This window comes from Acinetobacter sp. YH12155, from assembly GCF_013418255.1.
Taxonomy (GTDB): Bacteria; Pseudomonadota; Gammaproteobacteria; order Pseudomonadales; family Moraxellaceae; genus Acinetobacter; species Acinetobacter indicus.
This window is the reverse complement of the sequence record NZ_VPCK01000010.1, coordinates 25,288-52,283: the sequence shown is the minus strand read 5'-3', so window position 1 is coordinate 52,283 and position 26,996 is coordinate 25,288. Positions and strand designations below refer to the sequence as shown.

General features: G+C 42.6%; 24 protein-coding genes. 5 read left to right on the top strand and 19 right to left on the bottom strand.

Going from position 1 to position 26,996, the window contains the following annotated elements; all coding sequences use genetic code 11:
* Window positions 1-14 precede the first annotated feature (14 nt).
* The 15 genes from galE to tviB all read right to left on the bottom strand — a co-directional run bounded on the left by galE (window position 15) and on the right by tviB (window position 17,389).
* Window positions 15-1,031 carry a UDP-glucose 4-epimerase GalE gene (gene galE / locus FTU86_RS08695; protein WP_180048480.1) on the bottom strand — a complete coding sequence of 339 codons (1,017 nt, stop codon included), beginning with the start codon at window positions 1,029-1,031 and terminating at the stop codon, window positions 15-17.
* Window positions 1,024-2,688 carry a glucose-6-phosphate isomerase gene (pgi, locus tag FTU86_RS08690; protein WP_180048479.1) on the bottom strand — a complete coding sequence of 555 codons (1,665 nt, stop codon included), beginning with the start codon at window positions 2,686-2,688 and terminating at the stop codon, window positions 1,024-1,026. Before pgi ends, galE begins: the two co-directional genes overlap by 8 nt.
* Entirely contained in the window at window positions 2,688-3,944 is a 1,257-nt protein-coding gene (locus tag FTU86_RS08685) for a nucleotide sugar dehydrogenase (protein WP_168400393.1), read from the bottom strand. Before FTU86_RS08685 ends, pgi begins: the two co-directional genes overlap by 1 nt.
* Before the next feature lie 18 nt (window positions 3,945-3,962).
* Window positions 3,963-4,838 (bottom strand): UTP--glucose-1-phosphate uridylyltransferase GalU, encoded by an 876-nt coding sequence (galU, locus tag FTU86_RS08680; protein ID WP_180048478.1) that lies wholly within the window; start codon window positions 4,836-4,838, stop codon window positions 3,963-3,965.
* 24 nt (window positions 4,839-4,862) lie between these two features.
* Entirely contained in the window at window positions 4,863-6,737 is a 1,875-nt protein-coding gene (locus tag FTU86_RS08675) for a nucleoside-diphosphate sugar epimerase/dehydratase (RefSeq protein WP_180048477.1), read from the bottom strand.
* A gap of 140 nt (window positions 6,738-6,877) precedes the next feature.
* The gene (locus FTU86_RS08670; RefSeq protein ID WP_104489056.1) at window positions 6,878-8,047 is read right to left on the bottom strand and encodes a DegT/DnrJ/EryC1/StrS aminotransferase family protein; all 1,170 of its coding nucleotides are present in this window, start codon (window positions 8,045-8,047) and stop codon (window positions 6,878-6,880) included.
* Window positions 8,048-8,088: 41 nt separating this feature from the next.
* Complete coding sequence (locus FTU86_RS08665; protein ID WP_180048476.1) at window positions 8,089-8,745, bottom strand: NeuD/PglB/VioB family sugar acetyltransferase; 657 nt, start codon at window positions 8,743-8,745, stop codon at window positions 8,089-8,091.
* On the bottom strand, window positions 8,738-9,349 hold the full coding sequence (locus FTU86_RS08660; protein ID WP_180048475.1) for a sugar transferase: 612 nt from the start codon (window positions 9,347-9,349) through the stop codon (window positions 8,738-8,740). The genes FTU86_RS08665 and FTU86_RS08660 overlap by 8 nt, the downstream gene beginning before the upstream one ends.
* Window positions 9,350-10,492, bottom strand: coding sequence for a glycosyltransferase family 4 protein (locus FTU86_RS08655; protein WP_180048474.1), 1,143 nt, complete (start codon window positions 10,490-10,492; stop codon window positions 9,350-9,352).
* Window positions 10,489-11,979 carry a murein biosynthesis integral membrane protein MurJ gene (gene murJ / locus FTU86_RS08650; RefSeq protein WP_180048473.1) on the bottom strand — a complete coding sequence of 497 codons (1,491 nt, stop codon included), beginning with the start codon at window positions 11,977-11,979 and terminating at the stop codon, window positions 10,489-10,491. Before murJ ends, FTU86_RS08655 begins: the two co-directional genes overlap by 4 nt.
* A gap of 3 nt (window positions 11,980-11,982) precedes the next feature.
* Complete coding sequence (locus FTU86_RS08645) at window positions 11,983-13,353, bottom strand: hypothetical protein (protein WP_180048472.1); 1,371 nt, start codon at window positions 13,351-13,353, stop codon at window positions 11,983-11,985.
* On the bottom strand, window positions 13,346-13,885 hold the full coding sequence (locus FTU86_RS08640; protein ID WP_180048471.1) for an acyltransferase: 540 nt from the start codon (window positions 13,883-13,885) through the stop codon (window positions 13,346-13,348). Before FTU86_RS08640 ends, FTU86_RS08645 begins: the two co-directional genes overlap by 8 nt.
* Before the next feature lie 3 nt (window positions 13,886-13,888).
* On the bottom strand, window positions 13,889-15,055 hold the full coding sequence (locus FTU86_RS08635) for a glycosyltransferase family 4 protein (RefSeq protein ID WP_180048470.1): 1,167 nt from the start codon (window positions 15,053-15,055) through the stop codon (window positions 13,889-13,891).
* 15 nt (window positions 15,056-15,070) lie between these two features.
* On the bottom strand, window positions 15,071-16,090 hold the full coding sequence (locus FTU86_RS08630; RefSeq protein WP_180048469.1) for an NAD-dependent epimerase/dehydratase family protein: 1,020 nt from the start codon (window positions 16,088-16,090) through the stop codon (window positions 15,071-15,073).
* Between the two features lie 21 nt (window positions 16,091-16,111).
* On the bottom strand, window positions 16,112-17,389 hold the full coding sequence (gene tviB / locus FTU86_RS08625) for a Vi polysaccharide biosynthesis UDP-N-acetylglucosamine C-6 dehydrogenase TviB (protein ID WP_180048468.1): 1,278 nt from the start codon (window positions 17,387-17,389) through the stop codon (window positions 16,112-16,114).
* Window positions 17,390-17,705: 316 nt separating this feature from the next.
* Here tviB and FTU86_RS08620 point away from each other — a divergent pair, with 316 nt between their 5' ends.
* From FTU86_RS08620 to FTU86_RS08605, 4 genes are all read left to right on the top strand, one after another.
* A complete protein-coding gene (locus tag FTU86_RS08620; protein WP_180006923.1) occupies window positions 17,706-18,809 on the top strand; it encodes a polysaccharide biosynthesis/export family protein in 1,104 nt (367 codons plus the stop codon).
* Window positions 18,809-19,237: a low molecular weight protein-tyrosine-phosphatase gene (locus FTU86_RS08615; RefSeq protein ID WP_180048467.1), complete on the top strand. Its 429-nt coding sequence runs from the start codon at window positions 18,809-18,811 to the stop codon at window positions 19,235-19,237. Before FTU86_RS08620 ends, FTU86_RS08615 begins: the two co-directional genes overlap by 1 nt.
* 17 nt (window positions 19,238-19,254) lie before the next feature.
* A complete protein-coding gene (locus tag FTU86_RS08610) occupies window positions 19,255-21,441 on the top strand; it encodes a polysaccharide biosynthesis tyrosine autokinase (protein ID WP_180048466.1) in 2,187 nt (728 codons plus the stop codon).
* 145 nt (window positions 21,442-21,586) lie between these two features.
* Window positions 21,587-23,044 (top strand): capsule assembly Wzi family protein, encoded by a 1,458-nt coding sequence (locus tag FTU86_RS08605; RefSeq protein WP_180048465.1) that lies wholly within the window; start codon window positions 21,587-21,589, stop codon window positions 23,042-23,044.
* Window positions 23,045-23,143: 99 nt separating this feature from the next.
* On the opposite strand, the gene FTU86_RS08600 is transcribed toward FTU86_RS08605, so the two are convergent.
* Both FTU86_RS08600 and dapB read right to left on the bottom strand, forming a co-directional pair.
* Window positions 23,144-23,788, bottom strand: coding sequence for an START domain-containing protein (locus tag FTU86_RS08600; RefSeq protein ID WP_180048464.1), 645 nt, complete (start codon window positions 23,786-23,788; stop codon window positions 23,144-23,146).
* A 56-nt stretch (window positions 23,789-23,844) separates the two neighbouring features.
* The gene (dapB, locus tag FTU86_RS08595) at window positions 23,845-24,666 is read right to left on the bottom strand and encodes a 4-hydroxy-tetrahydrodipicolinate reductase (protein ID WP_016658892.1); all 822 of its coding nucleotides are present in this window, start codon (window positions 24,664-24,666) and stop codon (window positions 23,845-23,847) included.
* A 248-nt stretch (window positions 24,667-24,914) separates the two neighbouring features.
* Here dapB and FTU86_RS08590 point away from each other — a divergent pair, with 248 nt between their 5' ends.
* Window positions 24,915-25,187: a hypothetical protein gene (locus FTU86_RS08590; RefSeq protein ID WP_016658893.1), complete on the top strand. Its 273-nt coding sequence runs from the start codon at window positions 24,915-24,917 to the stop codon at window positions 25,185-25,187.
* A gap of 85 nt (window positions 25,188-25,272) precedes the next feature.
* On the opposite strand, the gene dnaJ is transcribed toward FTU86_RS08590, so the two are convergent.
* Together dnaJ and FTU86_RS08580 are read right to left on the bottom strand one after the other, a co-directional pair.
* On the bottom strand, window positions 25,273-26,382 hold the full coding sequence (gene dnaJ, locus FTU86_RS08585) for a molecular chaperone DnaJ (protein ID WP_104472330.1): 1,110 nt from the start codon (window positions 26,380-26,382) through the stop codon (window positions 25,273-25,275).
* A 106-nt stretch (window positions 26,383-26,488) separates the two neighbouring features.
* A complete protein-coding gene (locus FTU86_RS08580) occupies window positions 26,489-26,866 on the bottom strand; it encodes a hypothetical protein (RefSeq protein ID WP_005181203.1) in 378 nt (125 codons plus the stop codon).
* Window positions 26,867-26,996: the final 130 nt, after the last annotated feature.

Genomic DNA, 26,996 nt, shown 5'->3' with positions numbered 1-26,996 from the left:
AGATGAAGATGTGACTAACGATAGCCATTTGGATTCTGTTTTTGCCAGTTCCAGCTATCAGCCAGCATATCTTCCAGACCATACTGCGGTTGCCAGCCTAACTCGGCAATAGCACGCCGATTGTCTGCAAAAGAGGTCGCCACATCGCCTGCCCGGCGCGGCGCCAGTTCAAATGGAATCTCCACCCCATTGACCTGTTCAAAGGTATTTTTCACCTGTAACACGGAAATCCCGTTTCCAGTTCCAATATTCCAGGCGCGACAGCCCTGTGCATTTAAACGGTTATTCAGTGCACATAAGTGTGCATTGGCCAAGTCCACCACATGGATATAATCGCGGACGCCTGTGCCATCGACGGTATCATAATCACTGCCAAAGATTAAAAGCTTTTCACGACGACCGACAGCCACCTGGGTCACATAAGGCATCAGGTTGTTTGGAATCCCTTGCGGGTCTTCACCAATCTGGCCACTTTTATGCGCACCGACCGGGTTAAAATAGCGCAATAAGGCAATTGACCAGCGCTCATCAGCAATTGCCAGTTTTTCCAATAACTGTTCAATAATCAGTTTGGTATAGCCATAATTGTTGCTTGGCATCCCGGTGGGCATTTCTTCATTTAAAGGAGAAATATTGGCTTCATCATACACCGTTGCAGAGGAACTGAAGACCAGTTTAAACACCCCTGCGCGTTGCATCGCCTGCGCCAGACTGATAGACCCGGCAATATTATGCTCAAAATAAGCCAGTGGAATTTGCTGACTTTCCCCCACCGCTTTAAGACCGGCAAAATGAATCACCGCATCAATCTTGTGCTGCTGGAACAGCTGATCCAGACCGGCACCATCCCGAATATCCCCTTCAATAAAATGGAGACTTTTCTGGGTCAGTGCTTGTACCCGTTGTAATGATTCTGCCGAACTGTTTGACAAATTATCCAGCACCACCACCTGATGCCCGGCATTGAGCAGCTCCAGACAGGTATGCGAACCAATATAACCGGCGCCACCGGTGACCAGAATATTAGCCATCTGATTTTCCTAATAAAATATGTAATAAACCCTGTGTCGAAGCATCCAGTGCCGATACATCCTGCTGCTGGCCATTTAAAATTGGCAACAGCTGATTGGCAATTTCCTTGCCCTTTTCTACGCCCCACTGATCAAAGGGGTTAATATTCCAGATCACCGACTGGACAAACACCTTATGCTCATACAAGGCAATCAGCATGCCCAAGCTATACGGGTTCAGTTCCTGGATTAAAAAGGTTGAACTCGGCTGATTACCAGCATATTGCTTATATGGTGGCAGACTGCCTAGCTCGGCCTGATCCAGTGCCTGATTGCCAAAAGCCAGTAAGCGTGATTGCGCCAGACAGTTAGACAGCGCCAGATGGTGCTGTTCGACCAGCGCCTCTGCACTTTCGGCATAGGTAAACTGGTTGGCATTGTAGCGTTTGATTGGGGCAATAAAATCACAGCTGACCGCCTGTGTGCCCTGATGCAGCAGCTGATAAAACGCATGCTGGGCATTCGGTCCTACTTCACCCCAGACAATTGGACAGGTATCCAGTTCGACTGCGTCACCACTGCGCTGAATCGATTTACCATTCGATTCCATTTCCAGCTGCTGCAGATAAGAGGCAAAATATTTTAAGCGGCCATCATAAGGTAAAACTGCATGGGTCTGAATATCCAGAAAATTATTGTTCCAGATCCCGAGCAGGCCCATCAACACCGGAATATTCTGTGCAAAGGGTGCGGTCTGGAAATGCTGATCCACCGCATAGGCCCCGGCCAGAAAGGCTTTAAAGCCTTCCACGCCAATAATCAGCGCAATTGGCAAGCCGATACAGGACCAGAGTGAATAACGGCCACCGACCCAATCCCACAGCAGGAACTGGTTTTCTGGCGCGATGCCCCATGCGGTCATTTTATCGGGCTTGGTCGATACCCCAACAAAATGATGCTGTAATACGCGTGCCTGTTTGCCCAAGGCTTTTTCCAGCCATAAACGGACGGTTTGTGCATTGGACAAGGTATCAATGGTGCCAAAAGACTTGGAGGAAATAATAAACAGCGTGGTTTCCGGACGCAGCTTGTGCAGTAAATCCGAAAGCTGGCTGCCATCCATGGTCGAAACAAAATGTACGCTCAGCGGCTTGGCACTTGGATGTTTAAAATCGGACAGTGCCTGAGTGGCCATCAAAGGTCCCAAGTCTGAACCACCAACGCCGATATTGACCACATCCTGAATTACTTCACCGGTCGCACCGCGGCACTGCCCGGCATGAATTTTTTCTATCAGCTGATACATACGCTGTAGCTGGGTTTGTACCTGCTCAGCCAGTTCCGGATGAGTACCGTCCTGTTCCGGCAAACGCAGCGCCCAATGCATGGCTGCACGCTGTTCGGTATAGTTAATCGGGTCAGTGGAAAACAGGGTGTTGATCCAGCCCGATAAGTCATGTGCCTCAGCAAAACGAATCAGCTGCGCCAGTACTTCGGCATCGATCCGCTGTTTGCTATAATCAAAAACCAGCGATTTTAAACGTACGGAGAAGTGCTCGAAACGCTGCGCATCCTGGGCAAATAAATCGGTTAAATGGCGCTGTTCAAACTGATTTTTTAAAGTCTGTAACTGTAATAACAGTGAATCACGCGTATGTAGCGCTGCTGAACTGCTCATTAGCGTCCTACTCCCATATAGGCAAAGCCTTGCGCTTTGACAAATTGCGGATCATAGATATTACGGCCATCTAGAATTAACGGATGCTGCATACTGTTGAGCAGGGTTTTATAGTCCGGACTCCAGTAATGTTTCCAGGCGGTTAACAGACACAGCGCATGGCTGCCTTTAACGGCTTCATACTGGTCCTGACACAAGATCAGATCATCGCGTTCGCCATACAATGCCTGAATTTCTGGCAAGGCCTGCGGATCGTGTAATTTAACCGTGAGCCCTTGCGCCCAGAGTGCCTTGAGCATGGCGTGAATCGGCGAATGGTGCACACGTGAGGTATTTTCCTTAAACGCAGCGCCCCAGATGGCAATGGTTTTGCCTTTTAAATTGCCCTGATAATAGTTCCACAGTTTACGAAATAGCAGCTCTTTTTGCTGCTCGTTAATTTCCCAGACCTGGGCCAAAAGCTGGCTTTTCACACCGGTGGTTGAAACGGTATTGGCTAAGGTCAGGACATCATGCGAGAAGTTTTCTCCGCCAAAACCGGCACCGGGATACATATAGGACGCGCCAATCCGGCTATCAGCAGCCATGCCCTGACGCACATGCTCAATATCAATGCCGAGTTTTTCGGCCACCACAGCCAAGTCATTGATGTAACTGATTCGGGTTGCCAGCATGCCGGAAATGCTCAGCTTGGTAAATTCCGCATCCAGCACCGGCATAAACAGGTATTGCTGCTTACGCGGGAATAAAGGACGTAAAAACTCCTGCACTTTGCTCTGTACCTGCGGGTTCATACAACCCACAGTCAGCTGCTCCGCTTGGGTGATACTGGCCAGTGCATTGCCTTCCTGGCTCATATCCGGCAAATACACCCAGTCATCTTCAGGCAGTAGCTGTTTCAGACGTGCCGTACCCTGCAGACCGAGGGTCGAGGCATTGATCATCAGTTTCGGATGAATGATCGGACGCTGCTGGAGCTGCTGCAACAATTCAATCAGTAGTGGCTCTTCAGCCGGGTTCAGGCTAAACAGATAGACATCCATCTCTAGACCCAGCTCTTTCAGGCTACAGTAATGCAGAAAGCCTTGCGCATGTTGCTGCTGCAGCAGGCGATTGACCGCCTCATCCTGAAAATCAGGCGCTTCCGGGCTATCTTGCTCGAAAATGTCACACCAATAGACCTTGTGCCCACATTCTGCCAATAGCGCCGCCATCACTCCGGCATAAAGCGTTCGACCAAAAACTGCAACCTTCATGCTGACCTCTGCCCTGTATTAGTCTTTAAGCTCTTGAATCAACTGTTTAAATGCTGCACCTAAACTTGGATGATCCACCCCGTAATGCAAGACGGCCTTTAAATAGCCGAGTTTGCTGCCACAATCAAAGGTCTGGCCTTTCATGCGATAGGCTTCGACGGTTTCCAGCTGCTGTAATGCGGCAATGGCATCAGTCAGCTGGATTTCATTCCCGGCCCCTTTCGGTGTGGTGGCCAACAGCTGCATAATTTTGGCTGGCAATACATAACGCCCGATCACGGAAAGATTAGACGGTGCAGTACCGACCGCTGGTTTCTCGACAATCCCCTGCATTGCCGCACTCTGGCCTTCTGCGGGTGCAGCGGCAACATCCACAATGCCATATTGATCAACCAGATGCTCCGGCACGGCCTCAACCATAATCTGCGCCGCCTGTGTGGCATTAAAACGTTCAATCATCAAGGACAGATCGTTTTTTTCTGCCTGATCTTTGACCAGCACATCTGGCAGTAACACGGCAAAAGCGTCATCGCCGACAATATCTTTGGCACACAGCACCGCATGACCCAGGCCCAGTGGCTGTGGCTGACGCACACTGACCACGCTGACTTGTGGCGGTAAAATTTCGGTAATTTCTTTTAGCAAATCCCACTTTTTCTTCTGCTCTAATGTGGTTTCCAGTTCAAAATTACGGTCAAAGTAGTTTTCAATTGATGCTTTGGAAGAATGCGTGACCAGAATAATCTGTTCAATACCGGCAGCAACCGCTTCACGCACCACATATTCAATCGCTGGACGATCGACCACGGTCACCATTTCTTTGGGAATAGATTTACTGGCTGGTAAAAAACGGGTACCCAAACCTGCAACGGGTAAAATCGCCTTCTTAATCATATATTTTAACCTGATCTCGATATTTTAATTCACTTTAACTTCTTTACCACGCTGATAGCCATCAACATAGTGCTCCAGCTGGCTTAATGCCCAATCAATATCCGATTGCACCGCGGTTAAATCATTGAAACGCTCAAAGACCTGCAATAACTCATCCAGAGGATACATTTTTTCATAAGAACGCAAAATCCGGCTGTGTTGCGTCACTTCGGTATTATCGGCATCAATCAGTAATTCTTCGTAAAGTTTTTCACCGGGACGTAAACCGGAGTACTGGATTTCAATATCGCCGTCCTGACTGTCGGCTTCACGCACTTTCAGGCCACTGAGCGCAATCATCTGACGGGCCAGATCCTGAATCCGTACCGGCTCGCCCATATCCAGCAGGAACACATCGCCACCATGACCCAAGGCACCAGCCTGAATCACCAGCTGTGAGGCTTCAGGAATGGTCATAAAGAAACGGGTCACATCCGGATGGGTCACGGTAATCGGGCCACCCTTGGCAATCTGCTGTTTAAATAGCGGCACCACAGAACCGGATGAACCGAGCACGTTACCAAAACGCACAATACTGATCTGGGTCTGGTCCTGCGCTTCTGCCATGGCCTGACAGTACAGCTCGGCCATACGTTTTGATGCACCCATGACATTGGTCGGACGCACCGCTTTGTCGGTCGAAATCAGCACAAAGGTTTCAACGCCATTTTTGACGGCTGCATTTAAACTAAAAGCGGTACCAATTGCATTATTTTTCAAGCCAGCAATCGGGTTACATTCTACCAGCGGTACATGCTTATACGCCGCCGCATGATAGACCGTCTGCACCGCATATTGTTCAATAATCCGTTCCAGTTTGGCCTGATCCAGGACCGTACCCAGAATCGGAATAATTTCGACATTGGACGCCAGTCGCAGTTCTTTATCAATGCTGTACAGGGCAAATTCGGTCAGCTCATAAATGACCAGTTTCTGCGGCTGGTTTTTAATAATCTGTCGGCATAGCTCGGAACCAATTGAACCACCGGCACCTGTGACCATTACCACTTTATCTTTGATATTTTTTTCCAGCAGCTCTGCCACAGGCGGCACCGGATCACGACCCAGCAAGTCAATAATATCGACTTCCTGAATATCGGAGACGCGAATTTCACCATCCACCAGTTTGGTCAGGCCCGGAATTTCAGTAATTTTTAAATGTGCCGGTTCCAGAAATTTGACAATTTCACTTTTGCGGCTACGCCCCACAGAGGGTAAGGCAATTAAAATTTCATCAATCCGCAATTTAGCAAAACATTTAAGCGCTGTTTCCGGCAGATGGACATCAATTCCGCCAATATTCTGTCCACTTAAAGAAGGATTATCATCAATAAATAAAATGGGTAAATGTTCATTGGAACGGGTTAAAGTCGCAGCAACCTGCTGACCAGCATTGCCTGCTCCATAAATCGCGATACGTTTTTTCGGTACGCCGGCCTGTACATAAGAACGGACAATAAAACGGATGAACCCACGGCTAAACCATACCCAGGCGAACATCATAAAGCCGAACATCAGTGGAATAGAAGTTGGAATAAAAGCATCTGTTAAATAGGCCAAGGCATAGAGTCCCACCACTGCCAGGAAAGTCGCCAGGCCCAGTTTGACCATAAATACTTCATTGTAGGTACGTACAATAAAGCGATACACCCCGAACACAAACAGCAGGATAACCGCAATTGCACTGACCCACAGTGAACCAAACGGAATATTCGGCACCACCTCTGCACCAAGGTCAAACTGACGAATGGCATAACACAGCCAGATTAGGACTGGAAATACACAGAAATCCAGAATGACCAGAAAAGCCAATTTGGCAGCACGAGGGGATTCGACGAGAGGTAGGATGACGGATTTCACTTGATGTGTCTTCTCAATAGGAATAGTACAGCTCAGTTCAATTATTAATATTGGAATGATTAAACTGCAAATTAAACTCAGTTTGTAAAATGCATCAGTTGATGCATTTTTTATATGACATTATTGTAGCGCATATTAAATTATATACGCTGAATCACCTGGGCAATCGCCTGTTCAGTTGTGCGAATATTATCTTCCGATAAGGTTGGATGCACCAGAAACATCAGGCTGCTTTCACCCAGCTGCTGGGCATTGGCTAGACGCTGGGCTGGTCGCCATGGCGTACCATCGAATGCATGTTCTAAATACACTTCTGAGCAGGAACCGCTAAAGCAAGGCACGCCCAGTGCATTGATTTCGGCCATAATCCGGTCACGTGACCAGCCTTCAGGCAACTGCGCTGTATTGACCTGTACATAGCACTTATAGTTGGCATGGACATAATCACTGTTCGGATAATGCACGCTAAAATACGGACTGTCCTGAAATACCTTTAAAATACGTTGGGCATACTCGGTGCGTTTTTGCGTCCATTCTGGCATCCGCTGTAACTGCAGTCGACCAATCACAGCTTGCATTTCCATCATGCGCCAGTTGGTGCCAAAAGAGTCGTGTAACCAGCGAAACCCTGGTGGATGCTGTTTGTGATAAATACTGTCGTAATTTTTACCATGGTCTTTATACGACCACATTTTTTTCCAGAGCTGTTCATCATTGGTGGTGACCATACCGCCTTCGCCACCGGTGGTCATAATTTTGTCCTGACAGAATGACCAGGCACCAATATGGCCAATTGATCCGGCAGGCTTGCCTTTGTACATGGCACCATGTGCCTGTGCACAGTCTTCAATGACATACAGGCCTTTGTCCTGCGCCAGTTGCATAATCGGGTCCATATCACACATCCAGCCCGCCAAATGCACGCAAATAATCGCTTTGGTATTTGGAGTTAGTGCTGCTTCTATGGTACGGGCAGAAATATTTTGTGAGTCGAGTTCTACATCGGCAAACACCGGATTGGCCCCAGCAGTCACAATCGAGCTGGCAGATGCCAAAAAGGTCCGCGAGGTGACAATCACGTCATCACCTGCACCAATATTCAGGGCTTTTAAGGCCACATCCAGTGCAACTGTACCATTGGCCAGCGCCACTGCATATTGAGTTCCTGCAAAGCGGGCAAATTCTTTTTCAAATTCGCGACATTCCTGCCCGGTCCAGTAGTTTACTTTGTTCGAGAGCAATACTTGAGATACGGCATCTGCTTCCTGTTGAGTAAAGCTTGGCCATGGTTCAAAGGCAGTATTTAGCATGGTTTATCCTGGAATAATCTGATTCTTCAAATATTAAAAAACTACTTCTTTTCAAGTATACGCGCCGGGTTGCCAATAACGGTTACACCGGGTGGTACGCTTTTTGTGACAACGGCTCCCATACCCACAACAGCTCCTTTACCAATAACAAGCGGTTGGCCTGGGGTACCCTGCTTAATGACAGCACCACTTCCAATATAGGCATGGTCTTCAATATGAATATTGCCATTACACTTTACACCGGGGGCAAATGTGACATAGTCACCAATCACACAGTCATGTTCGACATAGCTATATAAGTTGGCATGAAAGCATTTACCAATTCTGACGTTTGAGGTAATACTGACAAATGGGCTCAGCGCTGCGCCGGCGGCCAGCTCAATATTGTCCATTAGCACCACATTATCTGCCTGAACCGTCCATAACGCGATTGAATCCTGTTCAAGTCTTAGGGCAATTTTTTCACGAACCTGACTATTGGCAATGGCAATGAGCACATATTTTTTTGCGGCTGTTATCTTTTTGAATGCTTCATAGTTCATGGCGCGGTGTGAATTAATTATAGCCTCTACACTTAAGCCATCATCAATAAAGACAATTTCAGCCTTTATACCAGCGCGTTTTAATTGTGCTCTGGCAACCGGCATTAGACTACGACCGCAGCCCGATGCCCCATAAACAGCATAGAGATCAGTCATGATGATGGTCTACTTTGCTACCCGTAAATTTGGTCATTGTGGCTTCACCTGCTTCATTAATATCATCTTTGGCAAGTACTTTTTTTACCGTTTTTAGCATAATTTTAAAATCTAACCAGACCGATTGATTTTCGACATACCAGGTATCAAGTTTAAATTTTTCTTCCCAGCTTATGGCATTACGTCCATTCACTTGGGCATGACCAGTCATACCCGGACGTACCAGATGACGCTTGGCTTGTTCTTCGTTATAAAGGGGTAAATATTCCATAAGCAATGGACGCGGCCCGACAATGCTCATATCGCCTTTAATCACGTTCCACAGTTCCGGCATTTCATCTAGACTACTGGAACGCAGCATTTTGCCAAACGGGGTTAATCGCTCACTGTCTGGTAAGAGGTTACCTTGTGCATCTACTGCGTCTTTCATACTGCGAAATTTGATCATTTCAAACGGTTTGCCATATAAACCGGGGCGTACCTGACGAAATAAAACAGGCGAACCTAGATTTTTTTTCACTTTATGTGCCACATAAAAATACAGCGGTGACAGTAAAATGAGGGCAATGGAAGCAATAATAATATCAAGGAGGCGTTTTAGCATTTATATTAAACCCATTTCTTGCATCATATGCCGGTTCACTTGATGCACATCATATTTATTTAAAGCAATTTCTCTGGATCGTTGCCCCATTTGCTCAATAAGTGCAGGATTATTTATAAACTCTTGCATGACATTAACCAGACTACTTACAGATTTTACTTCAACTAAAAAGCCATTTTCGCCCTGAATTACAGTTTCACGACAACCTGGGGCATCTGTAGTAATAATTGCTCTTCCCATTGCCATAGCTTCCAAAACTGTGCGCGGTGTTCCTTCTCTATACGAAGGTAAAACATACACTGAACTTTCTGCAATAGCGGGGCGCACATCTGAAAGCTTACCCCAATATTTAAGTCTTGAATCAGCAATCCACGTATCTAGCTCTGATTGTTGAATGGCTGCAGGGTTTTCATCAATCCAACCAACCAAATGGAATTCAACATCTGGATGCTGCTGTTTAATCAGCTTTGCTGCTTCTGCATACTCTCTTACGCCTTTGTCACCCAATAACCGCGCAATAAGTAAGAATGAAAGCTTAGGCTTATTTTGTGTATTAACAGGAAAAGGCAATACGTTAAAATCTGTAACATTGACCCCTGAGCCATTGACCACCACTGTAGGCAAATTAGGTTGCAAAATTTTTAAATCTTGAAAAAGCTTTAAATCGTCTGGATTTTGAAAAAAGACTTTATGACTATGCGATAGTGCTTGCTGATATAAACCATGAACCAATTTCTGAAAAACACTACGCTTACCCTGAGTTTCTACATTTTGAAATGCATAGCCTAAACCTGTAATTAAGGCATACCGATTCGGTACTTTTGCGAGCCACGCGGCGAGTGTTCCATAGATCACCGGCTTGATCGTATAAGATAGGACATAGTCAGGTTTGATTTTTTTTATGAGCGTATACATGCTTCCTAATGTTTTTAAGTCTGCTACTGGGTTGGTACCTGTACGCTGCATGGAAACTTCATGTACAAAATAACCAAGTTCTAAGAGTTTTTCATGCTCGGCAGCAAATGAAATCAAATCAGGGGCAATAATGTGGATTTCATAACCCTGCCGATGAATTGCTTCGAGTAACTTTCCACGGAAGTTTAAGACTGAAGGGAGATAACTACATATAATCAAAAACTTCATTCTTCCATTTTCCCCTTTAACTTATTGAATAAAATCAAAACAGATCTATCTTTCAGCAAAAATAAAAAAAATATATATGATAAGAAATATATAATTAAATTTAATGGTAAAAATATAGTTTCTGACACAAAAAATAAAAATAATATCGAGAATATAGCAGCAGAAAGTTTTTTGATAGAACACTTTAAAATGCTAATAGAGTTAAGGTTAATGTTAAGTTTTCTCAGATTTAAAAAAAGTAAAAATGCAGTTAAAAATGCAGAGATACTTGTAGCCAAAGCCAAACCAGAAATCCCATAATACTTTGATAAAAGTAAAGCTAAAATTATATTTAATAATACACCAATAATGGAATTAAAAACTGGAACTATAGTATTATGCATTGCATAATAAATCCTTAATAGTATTTCGCGATATGCCAAACCTAACAATCCAATTGAAAAGAAAAAGAATGCATCTGAGGTTAAATTAACAGCTAAAGTATCAAACCCCCCTCTTTCATAAACAAAGGAAATTATTTTTTTAGTTTGAAAAATAAAAAATATACAACAAGGAATAACAAATAGATTTATAATACTAAATGATTTTTCAGATATAGCTTTCATAGCATCTTTATCTTTATTATTAAAAGATTTTGCTAGATCTGGAAAAAAAATAGTTACAGTTGTTAATACAAAAATACCTATTACCAACTCAATTAAATAATGTGAATAATTTATTGCAGAAATTGCACCAACTTGTAGTGTAGAGGCTATAGATTTATCAACAATTATATTAATTTGGTTTACAGCAACACTAAAAATTAATGGCATAGAAAGAAATGCTATTTTTCTGGCATTTTCATCTTTTAAGTTTATATAAAATTTATAACTATAATTCATTTTTCTTATATATGGATACAGGAATATAATTTCAAACAATTTACCAAATACAGCTCCCAAAATTAACCAATAAACCCCATAATAAAAGCTTAGAATAATTGATAATAAAATAGTTAAATTAAATGGTATACCAGCAAGAGCGACTAAAGTAAATTTTTTAAAAAAATTTAAAAAAGCAGAAAATATAGAAATCCAACAAGAAAAATACACCCCAACAACGAAAATTCTTGTGAACTTAATAGCTAAGCTTTTAGTTTCCTCATCAAAACCAGGAGCACATATATAAACAAAGTATTCCGCAAAAATAAAAGTTAATACTACAATAAATGAACTTACTAAAATAAATATATTCAATATATTATTTACAAAATTATTTCTCTCCTCAGTATTTTCATAAACTTTTGAAAATACTGGAATAAAACTCACAGATATAGCTACACTAAAAAAAGAAAACAAAACACCAGGAATAGTTAATGCAACCAAATAAGCATCTATTATATTAGACACACCATAATAATAGGATAATAATATCTCCCTTAAAAACCCTAAGACTTTAGATAATAGAGTTAAACCTATTAAGGAAAAAAATATTTTAAAAAAACCCACTATTTATTTTCCCTTTAAGGCTAAATTAAATAATTTATGAGCAGAATATATTATAAAAAACAAAAACAAATTCATACTGAGATCATTAATCATATTCATAGTATTCTGACCAAGCATAAAACCTAAGCGTAATATTGCTAAAGCGGAAAAATAATACACTTCTATATATCTTGTAGAAAAATATATTTTTTCAAAAATATAAGCAACACCTATAAATATCATTGAAAAAAGCGGTGAAAATATAAAACCTAAAAATAGATTAGCTTGCCCAACCATAGGGATGATTTGAGAGCGCCTATCTACATTGGTCCAAATCCTATTATTAAAATAAATATTAGAATATATTTGCTCTTTATCTTTTAATAGTAGATTAGGTCCTATCATTGGTCTAAATATATCATATAATAAGACTTTAAATTCTGAAGCCTCTGGATAAAATTTTTCTACCTCTAGAGCTATAGCTACATTATAAACGCCACCAGTATATGCTTGAATAGCATCTGTTCTATCAAGAAATTTACTCTGCCCTGCAGATATAGACTGCGTTTCTCGGAAAGAATTCACTGTACCTAATATCAAAAATAAACCAATACAAACAGGAGCTAAGTATTTTAGAGTTTTTATTCCATAAACTTTATAAAATACAAGTAAGCTTGCAATCCCAGCGATTAATATGTCCGATTTATTAGTTCCCCAATATATTACAATATTCAACAAAAGAAAAATCATTGATAGGAGGTAATAATGACTCTTGTTACTTAAAGCACATTTATTAAGTATAATAATAAATATTAAAGCCTTAGCAATCAAAAAAATATAAACTGTGAAATTAGTTAAAAAATCAGTATTAACAGATTCATCCAAAAGACTTGGTACAATAAAGTTTATATACAGCAATGACTTAGGGTTAATTAAAACCATTGCAAATGCAAAAATTATAAAAATATAATATATGAAATTACTTTTTCTTAATTTAAATTCACTTTTATTTTTAGTATATTTTACTTTTCTCTCAATAAAAAATATTAATGCGCTGCACACTAATATTTCCCATAACATAATAAATATAGCTTTCTCATAACTTTCGATTAAAGGCTCAACAGGAGATCTCCCCCCATAATAATCTAACAAGGTTATACATAATGGAAGAACAACATATCTTAATGTAGATATTATAGAAAATACAAAAAGAAAAGGTCTAAATGGATTAAAATAGAAACCTTTATAAAGAACTAAAAAATAGCAAGGCACAAAAAATAATGGGTGTAAAAAATACCATGAATATCCTTCATTATTATTTAGAAATAAAACAAAACAAGAAACACATAAAGCGATAAAACATGGCAAAACTCTTATCAATAGAAAGCTATTCATTTAAATAAATTTCCAATGTTTTAATTTTTTTGGCCGGAACGCCACCAACGAAGGTATAGGCCTCAACATCTTTCGTTACAGAAGAACATGCGCCTACGATTGAACCCTCTCCTATTGTAATACCTAATGTAACAACAGAATTACTGGCCACCCAAACTCCATTTTTTATATAAATAGGTTTATTTTCAGACTTTTCTAAAGAACTTTTACCGTTCTCATAAGAATGTTTTGTAGTTGCTATAACTACTTTGGGAGATATAATCACATCATCGCCTATAACTAATCCCCCAGTTGCATTTATCCAAACATTATGAGCAATATATACATTATTACCTATTTCCATATTTCTAGGCATATTAATAATACAACCTTTAGCTATCTGGAAATTTTTCCCACATTTCTTAAAAAAACCACTTAACAATAAACCGCGAATTTTATTAAAAAATTTTAAATTAGGAAAAATATTACACAAACCAATTATAAATTGCATCAATAAAATGTAATATAAAAAATTAAATAATTTTCTCATCATAAGTCACAATTCATTAATAATCTCATTAAAGATATTATCTCTTCTTAAATTAATATCTGATTCCAAATAATTCTTGGCTTCATAAAAATTTCTTTCTGCAACCCTTACCATTGTTTCTTTAGAAGAAAGTAAGTCTCTGATTTTATTAGCAAGACCTAGTATATCATCATGCTCTACTAACCAAAAATGATCTATTAATTCTATAATACCACCAGTTTTTGTAGCTACGATAGGGCATGCTCTAGCCATGCCTTCTATAATAGACCTCCCTTGCGCTTCAACTAAGCTTGGCTGGACCTGTAAATCTAGATTATCTAACCAACTATTAACCTCTTCTCCTTGAGAAAGAGTACCCGAAAATTTGATTTTAGATTTTAATTTTAATTGTTTAACCAATTTAATCCATCTTTCGGGGTCACCCTTACCTAAAAAATCCACCTCAATATTCAAATTGTTATTTTCCAAAATTTTAACTGCTTTTAATAAAGCTTCATGCCCCTTATAATTTACATCTAATGAACCTATTAGACCTATTCGGAAATTTTTTTTTGTAGATTTAATTTTATTTATTCTGCTTTGTAAAGTATCGCTATCTAATGAGGGGATTAAAACATTTGGACATACTTCAATTTTACCTTTATAGTTTGGATATTTTTTCTGCAAATAACTTCTAGTTATATAAATAACAGCATCTGCATTTTTAATAAATCTTTTCATAAAAAGGAATTCAATAGGAGCTATTACTTTACCTATTATGCTGCCATGATTAAAATTGGCCTCCCAGGCACAACCTACGACCTCAATTATAAGTTTCTTATTGTATTTACTTGCTAAATAACTGCATAAAATTCCATTACTACTAGGAAGTCTAGCTATAACAATATCCGCATTCATAATTAATTTTTTTACATTATTATAAGTCGACTTATAAAAAAATATATTTTTAGGATTTCGTATATCTGTTATAGGGTAATAGTTTATCCCATTTACAGATGCAGCACTTAGATTCTGAGTATGAATTTCTTCACAATTTTGTACACGACACACAAAGTCAATTTCCTTAAAACTCTTAATATATCTGTTAAGAATTTTTTCCGAAAAATTACCTACGCTATAATATTTTTCATCATATTTATAGAATTTATGATCATGCACATAAACAACTTTCATAGATTCCCCAAAAAATTAATTTTTTAAATAACATTTTACTGTAACTTGAATACTATTATAGACTTTAAACTTAGGATCATAACCTAACATTTTTTCAATTTTTTCCACACTTGCCTGTGAATGTCGTACATCCCCAGCACGGAACTCCTGATATACAGGCTCTTTCGTATAAGTCACACCATTTTCATTTAACGCAGCTTTAATCGCATTGAATAAATCATTTAGTGTGGTACGGTCTCCCACTGCTACATTATAAACCTGATTTTTAGCCTCATCATTTTGTGTAGTTGCTGCCAGAATATTGGCCTGCACCGTATTTTCAATAAAACAGAAATCACGACTGGTTTCACCATCGCCATTAATAAATACATCATCGCCCGCAATCATAGCTGCTGTCCATTTCGGAATCACCGCTGCATAGGCACCATTTGGGTCTTGGCGCTTGCCAAAGACATTAAAGTAACGTAACCCGATAGTTTTAAACCCATAAGTCCGTGCAAAAACATCTGCATATAATTCATTTACATATTTGGTGACTGCATAAGGCGAAAGCGGGTTACCAATATTTTCTTCGACTTTTGGTAAAGCAGGGTGATCACCATAGGTAGAACTACTGGCAGCATAAGTAAAGCTAGATACTTTAGCATCACGGGCTGCCACCAACATATTTAAAAAGCCTGTAATATTGGCTGCATTGGTGGTAATCGGGTCTGCAATAGAACGTGGCACAGAGCCTAAAGCCGCTTGGTGCAATACATAGTCCACACCAGTACAGGCTTTTTGACAGTCTTCTAAATTACGAATATCACCTTCATAAAACTTGAAGTTTGCCCACTGTTCAGGCTTGACCAGACTTTGCACTTCATCCAAATTATGTTGATGACCTGTAGCAAAGTTATCTAGCCCCACCACAGTCTGATCTAACTTTAACAAGGTTTCTAAAAGGTTAGAGCCAATAAAACCTGCTACACCCGTTACCAACCAGGTTTTTGGGTGCTGCTTTAATTGCTCACATACTGTTTGATATTGGCTCATTCTTATACGGGTCCCTAAAAATTATAAACGGATGTCAGATTCAGATTGCTCTAATACATATTTTAAGTCATATAAAATATGTACTGGTTTGGCTAAAGCGCGTATATCTGTAGCCCCCATTGCTTTAAACTGCTCATGTGCAACTGCTAAAATGACGGCATCATACTGGCCTTGTTCTAGGCTTGCAATTGGGGTAATACCGTATTCATGTTGTGCTTCTTGTGTATCGACCCAAGGGTCATAAACATCTGCCTGAATATTATATTCTTGTAGCTCATTCACAATATCAATAATCTTGGTATTGCGAATATCTGGGCAATTTTCTTTAAAACTCAAGCCCAACACTAAAACCTTAGCTCCTTCCACCTGAATCTTTTTCTTGATCATTGCTTTTACCAGCTGGGTGACTACATAAGCCCCCATACCATCATTTAAACGGCGACCTGCCAGAATGATTTCAGGATGGTAACCAATCGACTGCGCTTTATGGGTTAAATAATACGGATCGACACCAATACAATGCCCACCTACCAGTCCTGGACGGAATGGCAAGAAATTCCATTTGGTACCGGCAGCCTGTAAAACTGCTTCCGTATCAATTCCCATTTTATTAAAGATCACGGCCAGTTCATTAATCAGGGCAATGTTGACATCACGTTGGGTATTTTCAATGACTTTTGCTGCTTCAGCGACTTTAATACTGGTTGCTTTATGGGTGCCGGCTTCAATAATTAGGTTATAGACCTGATCAACAAAGTCTGCAACTTCTGGGGTAGATCCTGAGGTAATTTTTAAAATATTGGTAACACGGTGCAACTTGTCCCCCGGATTAATTCGTTCCGGGCTATAACCGGCAAAGAAGTCCTGATTAAATTTTAAACCCGAAACCTTTTCTAATACCGGAATACAGTCTTCTTCAGTTGCGCCTGGGTATACAGTAGACTCATACACCACTACATCGCCTTTTTTTAACACCTGCCCAATACTGGTCGAAGCCTTAATGAGCGGGGTTAAATCGGGTTGTTTATAGTCATCAATTGGCGTAGGAACCGTCACAATAAAAAAGTTGCAACTTTTTAAATCATCTAAATTGGCTGAATAAGAGAGCTGAGTCGCCTGTCGAAGTTCTTCTGGTGATACTTCTAGAGTGTGGTCTTGGCCATTTTGTAATTCTTCAATCCGTTTTTGATGAATATCGAAACCAATTACTGGAACCTTTTTTCCAAATTCCACGGCAAGTGGCAAACCAACATAGCCTAAACCAATTACGGCAATTTTCAGGTCAGAGAGCTTTAGCATTTTAACGCCTTATTTATATACTATACTTATGAAGAGCAAATCTTTCGGCAGGAATATTAGCAGAAAATCATGAATGTTCTGTTATGATTTTTAGCCAAAAAATCTAAAATGCTTCCTTTTGTGTCTGTTTTTTGCAAATCATCTTTCTATAATTTTGCAGTCCCTCACAATTTAGATACTTTTTACCTCATTTTTATGCCTGTGCTTGCGTATACTTTCGCAATCTACTTACAATTTGTTATATACCCTTAAAATAACTTCGGTAAACTATTTTTTATTTTTTATCATTTTAGAAAAATCGAGAACGGGAATACGTGTGAGACAATTTAAATCTATAATTCTACTGTCTTTTCTGGTGACAGCAAGCGGGTGTGCGGTCACCTCCGGCTTACAGACCTATGACTTACCTTCTGAGGGTGTCTATCAAACAGACTTAGGGACTTCGGTGAATGTGGTCCGGCTCACTCAAGATACTGTACTCGGTTTGCAACCGGCCGTACAAAATATTCAGCAAGATTATGCTCACCTGTTTACCCAGTCACACCGTAACTATAGCCTTAGTCCAGGGGATATCCTGTCCATTTATTTATGGGCCTACCCAGAAATTACTCCACCTACCAATACCATTAGTAATGAACAAGCCATTCAGGCCAATGGTTATCAAATTGACCAAAGTGGTTATATTCAATTCCCGATTATTGGCCGTTATAAAGCTGCCGGTAAATCTTTAAGTCAGGTAAACCGTGAGCTGCGTAGTCAGTTATCGCGTTATTTAAAAACGCCTGATGTAGTAGCACGGGTTCTGTCTTATCAGGGGCAACGTTACTCGGTACAGGGCAATGTAATGAACGGTGGGCAGTTCTATTTAAGTGACCAGCCGACCAGTGTCTATACCGCTTTAGGTCTGGCCGGTGGGGTTAATGCCCAGCAAGGCAATAATGCCTCTATTACCTTGGTACGTCAGGGGCAGACCTATCATTTAAACAGTATTGAGCTGGAACAAGCCGGTTTCTCTTTACATAATCTGCTCATTCAACCGAATGACACGCTGTATGTGAACAGCCGAGAAAACCAGAAAATCTATGTCATGGGTGAGTCGGGTAAAAACCAGTCCTTACCCATGCGTGATCAGGGCATGAGCCTGAGTGATGTACTTGGTGAAAGTCTGGGATTAAATCCATTGTCGGCCAGCCGCAGCAAAGTTTATGTGGTACGCAGTCAGCCAAGTGGTGCGCAAACCGAAGTCTATCATCTGGACTTAACCAGTATTGCCGACTTTGGTCTGGCTAATCAGTTTAAAATGCGTAGTAATGATATTGTCTATGTCGATGCATCTGGCCTTGCGCGCTGGCAACGTGTCGTGAATCAGATTATTCCATTCTCAAATGCTTTATATAATTTAGACCGTTTGGGGAACTAATGAAAATTAACAATATTCTGGTGGTCTGTATTGGCAATATTTGCCGTAGCCCGATGGCGGAATACTTTTTAAAACAGGAATTTCCGCATTTACAAATTGAGTCTGCCGGTATTTCCGGGCTGGTCGGTCATGCAGCCGATGACAAAGCCAGCCTGTGCATGCAGCGTTTAGGGATTGATATGAGCTCGCATGTGGCCCGAAAGCTGAATGCCGAGCTGGTCAAGAAAGCCGACCTGATTTTAGTGATGAGTCAGAATCAGCAAAAACATGTGGAACAGACCTGGCCCTTTGCCAAAGGTAAAACCTTTAGACTCGGCCACTGGCAAAGTAAAAATGTGGCCGATCCTTACCAGCATGATCAGGCGGTATTTGATGAAACCTGCCAGCTGATTCAGGCCTGCATTGCAGACTGGAAAAAATATATTTAACTTTCGAATAAAAGACTATGAGCCAAAATACCAATACAGAAGATACCATTGACCTGAAGGAATTGTTTTTCTCCTTAATTGCCCAGTGGAAACTGATTGCTCTCTGTGTCATTTTAAGTTTGGTCTGTGCCTTACTTTATTTAAGAACCACACCAGACACCTATCAGGTCGATGCACTGGTACAGGTCGAAGAAAATAAAGGAGCATCTGCCGCCTTATTGGGCGATTTGTCCGAGATGATTGAGCAGAAATCACCGGCTCAGGCCGAAATTGAGATTCTGAAATCGCGTCTGGTACTCGGTACGGTGATTGATCGCCTAAATTTAAATATTCGCATTCATGGTACAGAAGACAGTTTCTGGAGCCGCTTACTGAATAAGCACGAGTATGACAGTGAATATTCGGGCAAATCGGTGCTGTTTAAAGACAACCAGAAAAGCTTTGATGTACGCAGCTTTGAGATTCCAGATTACTACCGCGATAAAAATCTGCTGCTTCGTTTCTCGCAAGGTAAATTTAGTTTAACGGATTCAGCCACAGAACAGGTGGTCTTTTCTGCCCCACTGAACCAGACCAGCCAGTTACAGTCTGAGTATGGCCTATGGAAAGTCGGTATTTATAGTCAGGACAGCTTTGATAGCACTTACCTGATCCAAAAGCAAAGCCTGCCTGCCGCGGTTCGCAGCTTGCTCGCTGACTATTCGGTGGCCGAAAAAGGCAAAATGACCGGTGTGCTCGGTCTCAACTACCAGGGTACCGACAAGCAGCATATTACCCAGGTGCTCAATGCCATTTTAGCGGCCTATAGTCAACAGAATATTGAACGTCGCTCGGCTGAAACCGCACAAACCTTAAAATTCCTGGAAGATCAGCTGCCGGAGCTGAAGCAACAACTGGATGTGGCTGAACGTGAATTTAACCGTTTCCGCCAGCAGTACAATACAGTCGATGTCACTAAGGAATCAGAGCTATATCTGACCCAAAGCGTGACCTTGGAAACCCAAAAAGCCGAGCTGGAACAAAAAGTAGCTGAAGCCTCAGCTAAATATACGGCTGAACACCCGATCATGCAGCAAATGAATGCGCAACTGGGGGCAATTAACAAACGCATTGCAGAGTTAGACGGCACGCTCAAACGCTTGCCAGAATTACAACGCCAGTACCTGCAACTGTTCCGTGAAGTGGAAGTGAAACAGCAGCTATATACCGGCCTGCTTAATTCTTATCAGCAGTTGCGTATTGCCAAAGCCGGTGAAATTGGCAATGTGCGTATTGTCGATACCGCAGTTGAGCCAATTGCCCCTATTGCTCCAAAAAAATTACAGATTCTCATTTTATCAATTTTCCTGGGTGGTTTCCTCGGCACACTGCTGGCCTTATTACGTAATATGCTGCGTAGTGGCGTTAAGGATTCTACCCAAATTGAAAATGAGCTGGACTTACCGGTGTATGCCACTGTGCCGCGCTCTCCTGTACAGGAAAGCCGGATTAAACTGCTGAAGAAGAAAAAGAATATTCCTATTCTTGCGGTTAAAAATAGTGATGATATTGCCATTGAAAGCCTACGCAGTATGCGTACTGCCATTCATTTTGCCTTAAGCAGCGCCAAGAACAATATTATTATGGTTTCTGGTCCTGCACCGGAAGTCGGTAAATCCTTTATTTCAACCAACCTGGCCACCATTCTGGCGCAAAGCCAGAAACGGGTACTGATTATTGATGCGGACTTGCGCCGCGGTTATTTGCATAAATACTTTAATCAGCAAGCCCAACTTGGTCTGGCAGAATACTTAAATGGCCAAACCGATTTAAGCCAGGTCATTAAAGCTACGGAAGTATCCGGTCTGGATGTAATTGCCCGTGGCAAGAGTCCAGCCAACCCGTCTGAACTGCTGAGTACCACACAATTTAGTGCCATGCTGAATCAGCTATCAGAACAGTATGATCATATCTTGATTGATACCCCACCAATTCTGGCCGTCACAGACGGGATTATTATTTCCCAGCATGCCGGGGTGAATCTGGTGATTGCACGCTATGCCAAGACACAAATGAAAGAGCTTGAATTGACCATCAACCGTTTTGAACAGGTGGGTGTGAAAGTCAATGGTATTATCCTGAATGATATTCAGCGCTCCAGTGCAGGCTATGGTTATGGCTATAACTATTCCTATGCCTATAAAGCCAATAAGGATAATGACTAATTTTGCAGTGACCGATTGCTTTAAAAATCTCGCTACGGCGGGATTTTTAATCTTTCCAGATTACAACTCTACTCAACAGTTTGCATTGAAAAAATAAACTCGTCCGCCTATGGTGTGGAGAGCAAAAAACTCCTGAGAATCAAAAATGCGTCTATCAAAAATATTGCTTGCAACCCTTGCCCTCAGCTCATCCCTGACCTTTGCCCAAGGGATTGTTCTGAATGACCAGAACCTGCGTACCGACCTGAATTGGCTGAATCAGCAAGGGGTCATTCAGATTAGCACCTCCACCTGGCCCATGAGTGGCGATGAAATTCAGCGTGCCCTGTCTCAGGCGAAAATCAGCACCCCTGTCCAGCAAAAAGTAGTGGATGCAGTCCTCACTCATTTAAATGCCGATAATCAGCTTCTGAAAGCTGCGCTGTTTGCAGAAACTGATCATAAGTATCTGCCTCAAGCCTTTGGTGATCAGGAAAAATCACAATATCAGGCTGGTCTGGAACTGAATGCTGGCGGTAGCCAATGGGATGCCCGATTACGGGTCAATGCTGAAAAAGACCCGCAGATTGATCATGATCAGGATGTGAATGTTGAAGGCTCTTATATTGCCGGGAAACTCTGGAATCAATGGCTGATTGCCGGCCAGATTCCGACCTATTGGGGACCAGGTCATGAAGGGAGCCTGATTCGTGGCGATGCCAGCCGCCCAGTCTATGGTATTACGGCGCAGCGGGCAGAACAGACTGCTTTTAGCAGCAAATGGCTGTCCTGGATTGGGCCATGGCAATATCAAGCCTTTGCCGGTCAGCTGGACAATTATGATGCAGTCCCGGATGCCAAACTGATTGGCCTGCGTGTCACTGCTCAGCCGCTTCCCTATCTGGAACTGGGTGCTTCACGTGCCATTCAGTGGGGCGGTGAAGGACGTCCGGAAAGCTTGAGCTCACTCTGGGATGCGTTTGTTGGCAACAAAGACAATGGTGGCACAGGTGAACCGGATCCATCGAATCAGATTGCCGGTTTTGATGCCCGTTTAAACCTGCAGCCTTTAGTGCAAATGCCGCTAGGGGTCTATGCCCAGTATGTCGGTGAAGATGAAGCCGGCGGCCTGCCCGCGAAAAAAATGTATCTGGCCGGGGTGGATTATTCATCCAGTTACCAGAATATGCCCTACCAGCTGTATACCGAATGGGCCGATACCCGTACCAATGGCAAGGCACAAGGGATTTCCTATAATCATAGTGTTTATACCGATGGTTTCTATCAGCATGGTTACCCATTGGCGCATGCAATGGGCGGCGATGGCCAGATGATCTCAGTGGGTGGTGATATCCGTTTTGATCCTTTAAACCGTCTGCATGGCCGGGTGCTGTTTGCTAAATTTGATCAAGCTGCCAATCGACCAGGTAGCCGTCAAACAAACTATGCTTTTCCTGAGCAAGATGAGCTAACAGCTTTAGATATCACCTGGACGCATTACCTACGTCCGGATATTCCACTTAGACTGAATGGCTGGCTAGGGGATTCAGACCTGCATGGTAAAGATGGCGGTGCCTCAATCGGGATTGAATTCCCGCTGGAAAAAGGACTATTTAGCTACTAAGGCAGTTAAATCTCGTTTTAAAGACTCAGATCAACGGTATTTCAATACGCTGTCTGAGTCCGCTGATGCATGACCCGTCTAGCACCAGACGGGTATTTTTTATCTTAAAATCGCCGGCAAGGGCCGCTCGCGCCCCGGCAGACTCAGTTCCAGTTTCATTTTTTGTAGCATCTGATAAGGCTGCTGCTGCACAAACATATTCACAAAACTGGTTGGAATCGAACCGGCCGGATCGGCATAGCCATAGGTGGAGACCTTAACCCGGTTAGCGCCCAGTTTTTGAAAGGTCCAGTCGCCTTCATAATGGGTTAAACGCACATAGCTCGGGTTTAAGGGATAACCCTGACTGACCGCCTTGTTCTGAATATGAATCACACCTTGGGCATCTTTAAATATTCTGCCTTTGACCACCAGATCGCGGTCTTTTAGCGGAAAAGGAAAGTCCAGCACCATATACAGCAGGAACTCGCCTTTCTGGTCATCACGCGACAGTACCTTAACGCTGCCCATATACGGCACCCAGCTGATGGCATGCTCCACATCCAGAATCAGGCCAGCGGCTTTTTCAATCGAGACCGGAAAAGTGGTTTCTGCCTTGTACAGAAATACCGGGTTTTGCGGATGCTGATAGGTCCAGACCTTAATATTATTTTTATGAATATTGAGTTTGGCATTCTGCAAATTCTGGGCGGGTACACTCGCCGCCATGGCGAGCGCACCGGCCAATACAATCCATTTTTTCATTCCATTGTTCATCTTATTTTAGTTTTAGTGTTGTTATAACGGATTTTACAGCGGTTTTAAACTTGAATATCGTTAAAACCCAAGACATCTTTCATGTCATATTTACGCGCATCACGACCGACCACCCAGGCAGCAGCACGCACGGCACCGGCAGCAAAGTTCATCCGGTTGGTGGCTTTGTGGGTAATTTCTACGCGCTCGCCTTCACCAATAAACATGGCGGTGTGTTCACCGACAATATCGCCGCCACGAATGGTCTGGAAACCAATGCTTTGACGCTCACGCGGACCGGTATGCCCTTCACGATGATAGACCGCATCTTTTTTCAGGTCACGGCCCAGGGTTTCTGCAATTGCTTCACCCATCATGAGTGCAGTACCTGATGGCGCATCGACTTTATGACGATGGTGCGCTTCAATCACTTCAATATCTACCGTATCGCCAAACACTTTAGAAGCAAGTTCTAAAAGCTTAATTGAAACATTCACACCCACTGAATAGTTGGCTGCATAGACCACCGGAGTTTGCGTTGCCGATTCATCCAGATAGGCTTTCTGTTCATCATTCATGCCGGTAGTGCCAATCACAATTGCCACACCTGCTTCACGACAGATTTTCAGATGGTTTACAGTGGCTGCCGGTGCAGTAAAGTCGATGACCACGTCACACTGCTTTACCACCTCTTCCAGACTGCCAACCACCTTCACACCCAGGCTGCCAATGCCCGCAAGCTCGCCTGCATCTGCACCGATTAAGCTACTTTCCGGACGTTCCACCGCAGCTGCAAGTTGATAACCGGCCTGCTCAACGGCTTGAATAAGGATGCGTCCCATACGGCCACCGGCACCTAATACACCAATGCGTGGAGTTGCTGACATAACATATTCCTGATGTTGATTCGAAATTGTCCTTACTATATCAAAACTCCCTGCCCAGACTAAGCCGGCAGTCTAAAAAAGCCGAAAAAAACTAAGATGGCTCAACCGTAGCCCGCACACCCGGTAATTTAAAAATAGAAATTGAAAAGAAAGTTCTGATTTCTCGCGTTTTTTCACAAAAGTGCAAAATTGCTGCAGCAGACTAGCCGTCACGAATGAATAGAATAGAGATTATAAGGAGATCAAGCATGCATTCGAAACAACTGGGGATGGCAGTGTGTATGGGGCTACTGATGAGCTCGGCTTGGGCAGAACCACCATTACAACCGGGTGATACCTTGGAAAGCCTGTCTCAGGTCCGCATTACCACCACTTTACAGCCAGCAGTATCGGCAGAAGAAGCAGCACAAGTGGCGTTAATTGATGCAATTGAAGAAGAACAAAGCGAACAGAGCACCGAGATGGCTGTATCTCAGGACGATGCGCTGGTGGCAGAAATTGACCCGGTGGAAGGGGTTTAATTTTTATTCGCCATAAAAAAGGGAGATGATGTTCATCTCCCTTTGTGTTTGAGCGCGCTGTTTAAACTGGCTTAGTTAAACTGAATTAGTCAAACAGGCGGTCAAAGAATGATTTTTTCTTTGGTGACGAATTGTTGTTATCGCCATCCAGCGTCGCTTGCAGTTCTTTCAGTAATTCACGCTGACGCGACGTCAGGTTCACCGGGGTTTCTACCACAATACGGCACAATAGATCACCGACCATACTGGTACGTACCGGTTTCACGCCTTTACCGCGCAGGCGGAACAGTTTACCGGTTTGGGTACCTTCCGGAATTTTCAGGCTCACCCGGCCATCCAGGGTCGGAATTTCAATTTCTTTACCCAAGGCGGCATCAGCAATCGAAACCGGCACATCCATATACAGATCGGCACCATCACGCTGGAAGATTTCATGCTCGCGCACCACCACTTCTACGTACAGGTCACCGGCCTGACCATCACGGATCGCTTCACCTTTACCGGTTAAACGTACCCGGTCGCCATTATCGACACCGGCTGGAATGGTAACTTCCAGGGTTTGCTGACGGTCAGATACCCCTGAACCATGACATTTGTTACATGGGTTCTTGATGATTTTGCCCTGGCCACGACAGGTGCTACAGGTCTGCTGCACCGAGAAGAAACCTTGCTGCATACGTACCTGACCGGCACCATGACAGGTTTTACAGGTTTCGACATCATTCGGATTTTGCGAACCTTTACCATCACAGGCATCACACGGTGCAGGTGCGGTAAAGCTGATGGTTTTTTTCACCCCTTTAACCGCTTCTTCCAGGGTCAGTTCCATCACATAGCGCAGGTCCGAACCACGGCGCGCACGTTGCTGACGGCCACCGCCCCCAAAGGCACCCCCAAAAATATCGCCGAACTGGCTAAAGATATCTTCGGCACTAAAGCCGCCGCCGAAGCCACCACCGCCCATGCCGCCTTCAAAAGCCTGATGGCCCATACGGTCGTACATGCTGCGTTTTTCGCTGTCCGACAGCACCTCATAGGCTTCTGAAGCTTCTTTAAATTTTTCTTCAGCTTCCGGGTTATCTGGGTTACGGTCCGGATGATATTTCATCGCCAACTTACGGTAGGCTTTTTTAATTTCATCATCACTAGCGGTTTTAGCAACACCCAAAACCTCATAATAATCACGTTTAGCCATGTCTGGCGATGCTCCTCACGGAATTTTATTTAAGACTCAACTGAGGTCTGAAATTGGGGTTTATCCCAGATTTACAAGGGCAGGCAGCGAAAAAAATTTAGGCTGCTTAAAACACCGCCTTGTTTTTCATGAATTTACTTAAGCCTTTGATCCAGGCATTGAGTAAATATAAGAAGGCAATGGCGCTAAACACCACACCGGCAATGGTGGTCGCAGTGACCCAGGTGGCATCATTCCAGGCATAGAAAAATAACGGAATAAACCACAGGGCAGCAAATACCGCCAAAATGGAGTAGATCATGACATTGCGCATGACCCAGAGTGCCTGGGCCTGTAACCAGACTTCGGTCTGATCGACCATCACCACTTTACGGGCCAGCCAGTAGGCAAAAATGGCGCTAATTAAGGTAAACAGGGCGAAAAACATGAAGACGTAAGAAAGAGCAATCGAACGACGTAACTTGGCTAAGCTATCTTGCTGCATGTGTGCTTCAACCCCATTTACTGCATGTTTGGTTTTATAATATGCAGTAAATTTACCTATTGAAAATTGTAAAAATGAAGGTGCTACTATATTGAAATTTTCAAGCTTTCGCACCTTATATTGACACAAA